Genomic DNA, 6,507 nt, shown 5'->3' with positions numbered 1-6,507 from the left:
GGGTTCAAGTCCTCTCGGCGGCACCATGTAATTTCATATGGGGGATTAGCGAAGTGGCCAAACGCGGCAGACTGTAAATCTGTTCTCTACGAGTTCGGTGGTTCGAATCCATCATCCCCCACCAGTTATATTATCAAATGGCGGTCGTGGCGAAGGGGTTAACGCACCGGATTGTGGCTCCGGCACTCGTGGGTTCAAGTCCCATCGATCGCCCCATTAATACAGGGGGTTAGCCAAGCGGTAAGGCAACGGACTTTGACTCCGTCATGCATAGGTTCGAATCCTATACCCCCTGCCATTGTGTGAGCCATTAGCTCAGTTGGTAGAGCACCTGACTTTTAATCAGGGTGTCGAAGGTTCGAGTCCTTCATGGCTCACCAGTCAAATATGCGCGTGTGGCGGAATTGGCAGACGCACTAGACTTAGGATCTAGCGTCTTACGACGTGGGGGTTCAAGTCCCTCCACGCGCATAACCTTTTCATTTGCGGACGTGGCTCAGTGGTAGAGCATCGCCTTGCCAAGGCGAGGGTCGCGAGTTCGAATCTCGTCGTCCGCTCCATAAGTGCCCTTAGCTCAGCTGGATAGAGCGTTTGACTACGAATCAAAAGGTCGGGAGTTCGAATCTCTCAGGGCACGCCATTTACAGTTTCATCATTGTCGGGACGTAGCTCAGCTTGGTAGAGCACCTGGTTTGGGACCAGGGGGTCGCATGTTCAAATCGTGTCGTCCCGACCACTTAAATACGCGGGTGTAGTTCAATGGTAGAACTCCAGCCTTCCAAGCTGGTAGCGTGGGTTCGATTCCCATCACCCGCTTTTAGAAAAGAGAGCCGAAAGGGCTCTTTTTTTGTTGGTTGAAGAGGATGAGAAGCCATACTGGGTTCGACCTCGACCGCCCGTAAAACATCGGAGATAAGGCAGAGTAGGGTGAGCGTCCCTCATCTCCGTGGTCGATCCGCAGGATCAAGTGAAATCAGATGAGGGAGTACCAGCCGTGAAGACATCGAAGAAAATACAGTGTAGGCTGAGCGTCCGTTCCGACCGCCAGTGATTGGGTGACATCATTGAACAAGCTTCTATTCTATAGAGGAACGGAGTATTCCCATCACCCGCTTTTGATAAAAATACTCACCGGAGTTATCCTGATTGAGCGACCGCGTTTAGTGGAAATTTTAATCGCCAAGCAGAAAAATGCGTTCTGCTGTGGAATGAAAAGAGAGCCGAAAGGCTCTTTTTTTGTTGGGTGAGGAGGATGAGAAGTCACACCGAGTTCGACCGCCCGTAAAACATCGGAGTAAGGCAGAGTAGGGCGAGCGTCCGTTCCGACTGCCAGTGACAGAGTGTCATCATTGAACAAGCTTCTATTATATAGAGGAACGGAGTATTCCATCACCTGTTTGTAAAAAAAGAGCCGAAAGGCTCTTTTTCTTTTTACGAAGGCGGATCTATGAGAACTACATACATCCTCATTCCATGGAGGGAGGATGAAAATGACTGGAAGCCTGCATAATATACAGGCACATCAGAGCTATCCTCCTTCCATTTCCCCTTCTATTATGATAAGACACATGAAAAATCGCATCCTTTTTTGAACCTCTTGCGATAGACATAAAGTGTTCACAAATAAGCAGGATTCATGATCCGGAAAATAGGGTATATAGATAGAGTATGATGTCCATTTGTTTCACCTATCCACATCGATATTGTATTCTTCGGCGATATACCCATGCAATGCCTTGACCAGTTCCTACTTTTCAAGTAAAGTTATTGTGATAAACTTCTTTTATCAATTGATTCAGCCAGCTCGGGTACCATGCTTGTCAGAAGAGACTTATGCTCCTACATATGCATATCCATTCATTAAACTATATAATTATGCTTTCTAACATTTGAATAGAGAATATACATGTTAGAGATATGGGAAAGGACGAGGTGAGAAGTAAAGTATGACCATGACAGAAAATGAAAACCGCAGTCAATCTGTAAATCTACTCAGAAGAGATGTTCGATTCCTCGGTAATCTACTTGGCGAAGTACTGCTCCACCAAGGTGGGAAAGAGTTGCTGGATCATGTAGAACAAATCCGGGAAATGAGCAAATCATTAAGAGCCCAATTCAATCCAGCCGTATTTGCAGAATTCAAGCAAACCATTGAAAAATTATCTCCAGAAATCCGTCACCAGGTCATTCGCGCTTTTGCAATGTATTTCCAGCTGGTGAATATTGCAGAGCAGAATCATCGGGTTCGCCGTAAAAGAGATTACGAGCGTTCAGCTGGCGAAGCTTCTCAACCAGGTTCTATTGAGAGCATCGTGGCGCAGTTGAAGCAGCTTGAGATTCCTACGCATGAAGTTCAGGAAATATTAAAAGATATTTCTTTGGAGCTTGTCATGACGGCCCATCCGACCGAAGCGATGAGAAGAGTGGTCCTAGACATTCATCACCGCATTGCACAGGAAATGAGCCGACTGGATGATCCGACTCTGACGCATCGAGAGCGGGAGCAATTGAAGGAGCAACTGCTTAGTGAAATTCTGACGTTGTGGCAAACGGATGAACTCCGTGACCGCAAGCCTACCGTTATCGATGAAGTACGCAACGGATTGTTTTATTTTGACGAAACACTGTTCGATGTATTGCCAGATGTATATGGAGAATTGGAAAGAAGCCTGAATATCTATTATCCGGAGCATGACTGGCATGTGCCTACATTCTTGCGCTTTGGCTCCTGGATCGGGGGAGATCGCGACGGTAATCCGTCTGTGACCTCAGATGTCACCCATCAGGCCCTGACCATGCACCGCAGTCTGGCTATCAAGAAATATATCGAAAGCCTCAAGCAAATCAAAGGCTATCTGAGCTTTAGTACGAACCTGGTTGAAGTGCCGCAAGAGCTGTGGGATTCCATTGCCAAGGATCGCGAAAACGTAGAGCTCAAATCCGAGCATGTTTGGCGGAATCCGAAAGAGCCTTATCGCATTAAGATTTCATATATGATTGAAAAGCTAAAGAATATTGCAAGCAGATCGGCATCGGAGACAGTCAATTACTATGTCACTCCGGAAGAGCTGATGGAAGACCTGAAGCTGATCGACCGCAGCCTGAGACATCACTTTGCGGATTATGCGGCAGATGAGTATATTAAGAAATTCGTCCGTCAGGTTGAACTGTTCGGCTTCCACCTTGCTACACTGGATGTGCGTCAGCACAGCAAAGAGCATGAGCTGGCCTTGACTGAAATCCTGAACAAAATGAATATGGTGGAGGACTACAGCGCTCTTTCCGAGGAAAACAAAATTACCTTGCTGGAAAAGCTGCTCAGTGATCCAAGACCACTCACTTCACCTTATGAGCAATACTCTGAAAGCACAGAGGAATGCGTCAATGTCTATCGCACGATACATGCCGCTAAACGTGAGTTTGGCGAAAACTGTATCTCCAGCTATCTGATCAGTATGGCGCAAGGGGTATCTGATATTCTCGAGGTAGCTGTACTTGCCAAAGAAGTGGGCTTGTACCGCAAGCAGCCAAACGGCATTACTCTGCAACCAGTGCCGCTGTTCGAAACGATCGAGGATCTGCACGCAGCGCCTCAAATTATCCATCGCCTGTTCTCGATCCCGGCTTATCGGGAAAGCCTGCGGGACATGGGAGATGTGCATGAGATCATGCTCGGTTATTCAGACAGCAACAAGGATGGCGGTGTCATTACGGCCAACTGGGAGCTGAGAATCGCACTGAAAGAGATCACAGAAACGGCCAAGCAATTCGGCGTCAAAATCAAGTTCTTCCATGGAAGAGGCGGAGCGCTTGGACGTGGAGGCATGCCGTTGAACCGAAGCATCATGTCTCAGCCGCCAAACACCATCAGCGGCGGGATCAAGATCACCGAGCAAGGCGAAGTACTGTCCTCCCGTTATTCCTTGCAAGGTATCGCATACCGAAGCCTGGAGCAAGCCACATCAGCTTTGATCCAGTCTGCCCTGATGGCGCGCAATCCTCAGAGTGATGTAAGGGAGCACGAGTGGGAGTCCGTAATTGAAGAAGTATCCAAGGTCGCACAGACGAAATACCAGGATCTTATTTTCCGTGACCAGGATTTCATCACCTTCTTCAAAGAATCTACCCCGCTGAACGAGATCAGTGAGCTCAACATCGGTTCCAGACCGGCGAAACGGAAAAACAGTGATCGCTTTGAAGATCTTCGTGCCATTCCGTGGGTATTCTCCTGGACCCAGAGCCGTTATCTCCTCCCGGCATGGTATGCCGCAGGATCGGCCCTGCAGTCATACTATCAGGGAGATGAAATTCGCCTGAGCCACTTGCAAAACATGTATGAAAACTGGACGTTCTTCAAGCAGCTGGTTGATAACCTGCAAATGGCACTTGCCAAGTCCGACCTGGTCATTGCTGAGGAATATGCGCAAATGATCAAGGACTCCGCAGTCAAGGATCGGATCTTCGGCATGGTGAAGGAAGAACACAAGTTGACTACTGACCTGATTCTCAAGATTACGAAGCATCAAGAGATTCTGGACAATGTTCCGGTTATTCAGGAATCTGTTCGCCTCCGTAACCCGTATGTAGATCCACTGAGCTATCTGCAGGTTCAATTACTGACGGAGCTTCGCAACATTCGCGAAGAAGGTGGAGACGACGCAGATCTGCTTAGAGAAGTCCTGTTAACCATGAACGGCATTGCACTCGGACTTCGCAATACCGGTTGATTCCAATACGCTTATCGATAGATATATACGGCTATGGGCCCTCTACGGAGGGCTCATTTCTTTTTTTGATGTGAGGTAATCGTTGTGATTTTGCCACAGATGCATTACAATGTTTGACAGGGCTTTTGTGAAGGGGGTAGGTAACGGTGCATACGATTGAGACACGCTTGGCCAAACTTGCACGAGACGGAGATCGACATGCATTTGCCGAGATCGTGGATCTGTATAAAGATAAAATATATCATCTGTCCTATCGCATGCTGGGTAACGCCCAGGAAGCGGAGGATGTGGTACAGGAGACATTCATCCGGGTGTACAAAAATATAAAGCGATATGATCCCACCCACAAGTTCTCCACCTGGATCTACCGAATTGGAACCAATCTATGCATTGATCGACTGCGCAAGCGCAAGTTTACCGCATACTCCCTCGATGCAGACCAGTCCGACGGGGAAGGAATGGATGGCTACTCGGTGCTGGCAGCCAAAGACCCATTGCCAGAGGATCAGCTTACACTGTCTGAGACGCAGCAGCAGATTAGGGAAGCCATTTCCAAAATGCCAGAGAAGTACCGCTCCGTCATTATACTCAGATACCTGGAAGATATGTCGCTGCAGGAAATCAGTGAAGTGCTGGATATGCCCGTCACGACAATCAAGACCCGGGTACATAGAGGCAGAGAGTATTTGCGGAAAAGACTAGATCACGCCAAGCTGATCTAATGTATGGACGAATAACGAATACATTCGAACTCATGATATAGATGTGGTACATATACAGACTGCAAGCGAGAAGAATGATTACGGAGAAGAACGTTAAGGCAGAAGAACTTTAACCGAGCAGAACTTTAATGAAGATGAACTGTAAGTCAACGGTAGGTAGGCTTCAGACCCTGAGACAAGAAAGCTAGAAAAAAAATGAAACCACCGATCACCAACGCGCGTATGGTATAGCACAGACCTTATGGACATTGGAAAGGAGAGGCTTATGATGAAGACGTGCCGCGAAGCCATCTCTTTAATGCATGAATATTATGACGGAATGATTGAGCAAGCCGATTTGAAGGAACTGCGACAGCATGTGAAGCAGTGCGGGGATTGTGCGGATCGTTTTCAGCAATATGAGCAAACCCAGGCCTATATGCGCGCCATGCCCAAGCCACAGCCATCTGTTGATCTGGCGAACCGAATCATGGATGCCTTGCCGCAACCGAAAAAGCGGGTTTCTGTGCTCAATTGGATTAAAAGACATCCGGCCATCACCGCGGCCGCTGTGTTTGTCGCCATTATGCTATCCAGCTTGACGGCGTTCTGGGACCAGAATACAGAGCTTATTGTAAAGGGTACGCACCTGGATCAGGTGGTCATTCGTGACCAGAGTGTGATTGTGCCAGCTGGAGCGATCGTCCAGGGTGATCTGACCATCGAAAACGGTCAACTTCAGATTGAAGACAACGCACGCATACAAGGAAATGTCGTCGTGATTGACGGGGATGTCTATGCCGCCTCAACAGCGGAAATCGGAGGGAAACTGACGGAAGTCAATCAGGCGATCGACTGGCTGTGGTACAAGCTTGGCGAGACCGTTTCCAGCCTGACTCCCTGACCGGAACAAAGAGTAGCATCAACTTGCGATTTATCGATGGCGATGATGGATGACTGCCTCCCTCCACAGGGGGGCTTTTGTTATGGAGAACCTGCCGAATATGTGTAAAGCATCGTTAGGTATGGTAGAATATGATGAGGAAAAGCATCCTTTTTCCCATTTCGATGGCATCTGG

At 48.1% G+C, this 6,507-nt stretch carries 3 protein-coding genes and 9 tRNA genes; all 12 read left to right on the top strand.

Annotated features, from left to right (window positions below):
* Positions 1 to 39 precede the first annotated feature (39 nt).
* Positions 40 to 124: transfer RNA gene (locus tag ACFSUC_RS17720), tRNA-Tyr, on the top strand.
* A gap of 16 nt (positions 125 to 140) precedes the next feature.
* A tRNA-His gene (locus tag ACFSUC_RS17715) sits at positions 141 to 216 on the top strand.
* A 7-nt stretch (positions 217 to 223) separates the two neighbouring features.
* Positions 224 to 298: transfer RNA gene (locus ACFSUC_RS17710), tRNA-Gln, on the top strand.
* A 6-nt stretch (positions 299 to 304) separates the two neighbouring features.
* A tRNA-Lys gene (locus ACFSUC_RS17705) sits at positions 305 to 380 on the top strand.
* 9 nt (positions 381 to 389) lie between these two features.
* Positions 390 to 471, top strand: a tRNA-Leu gene (locus ACFSUC_RS17700).
* Between the two features lie 14 nt (positions 472 to 485).
* Positions 486 to 560: transfer RNA gene (locus ACFSUC_RS17695), tRNA-Gly, on the top strand.
* Positions 561 to 563: 3 nt separating this feature from the next.
* Positions 564 to 640 (top strand) — tRNA-Arg (locus ACFSUC_RS17690).
* Between the two features lie 19 nt (positions 641 to 659).
* A tRNA-Pro gene (locus ACFSUC_RS17685) sits at positions 660 to 736 on the top strand.
* A gap of 9 nt (positions 737 to 745) precedes the next feature.
* A tRNA-Gly gene (locus tag ACFSUC_RS17680) sits at positions 746 to 816 on the top strand.
* A 1,136-nt stretch (positions 817 to 1,952) separates the two neighbouring features.
* Positions 1,953 to 4,727 (top strand): phosphoenolpyruvate carboxylase, encoded by a 2,775-nt coding sequence (gene ppc / locus ACFSUC_RS17675; RefSeq protein ID WP_379930994.1) that lies wholly within the window; start codon positions 1,953 to 1,955, stop codon positions 4,725 to 4,727.
* Positions 4,728 to 4,873: 146 nt separating this feature from the next.
* Positions 4,874 to 5,449 carry an RNA polymerase sigma factor SigW gene (gene sigW, locus ACFSUC_RS17670; RefSeq protein ID WP_379930968.1) on the top strand — a complete coding sequence of 192 codons (576 nt, stop codon included), beginning with the start codon at positions 4,874 to 4,876 and terminating at the stop codon, positions 5,447 to 5,449.
* 268 nt (positions 5,450 to 5,717) lie between these two features.
* Entirely contained in the window at positions 5,718 to 6,332 is a 615-nt protein-coding gene (locus tag ACFSUC_RS17665; RefSeq protein WP_379930967.1) for a zf-HC2 domain-containing protein, read from the top strand.
* The last annotated feature ends 175 nt before the right edge of the window (positions 6,333 to 6,507 follow it).

It is taken from the genome of Marinicrinis sediminis (assembly GCF_042685085.1).
GTDB classification, from domain to species: Bacteria; Bacillota; Bacilli; order Paenibacillales; family KCTC-33676; genus Marinicrinis; species Marinicrinis sediminis.
This window is presented reverse-complemented; position numbering and strand designations above follow the sequence as displayed.

Excerpts from the sequence above, each read along its gene's own strand:
- ppc (WP_379930994.1), top strand. The coding sequence starts at position 1,953 with ATGACAGAAAATGAAAACCGCAGTCAATCTGTAAATCTACTCAGAAGA.
- ACFSUC_RS17665 (WP_379930967.1), top strand. The coding sequence starts at position 5,718 with ATGAAGACGTGCCGCGAAGCCATCTCTTTAATGCATGAATATTATGAC.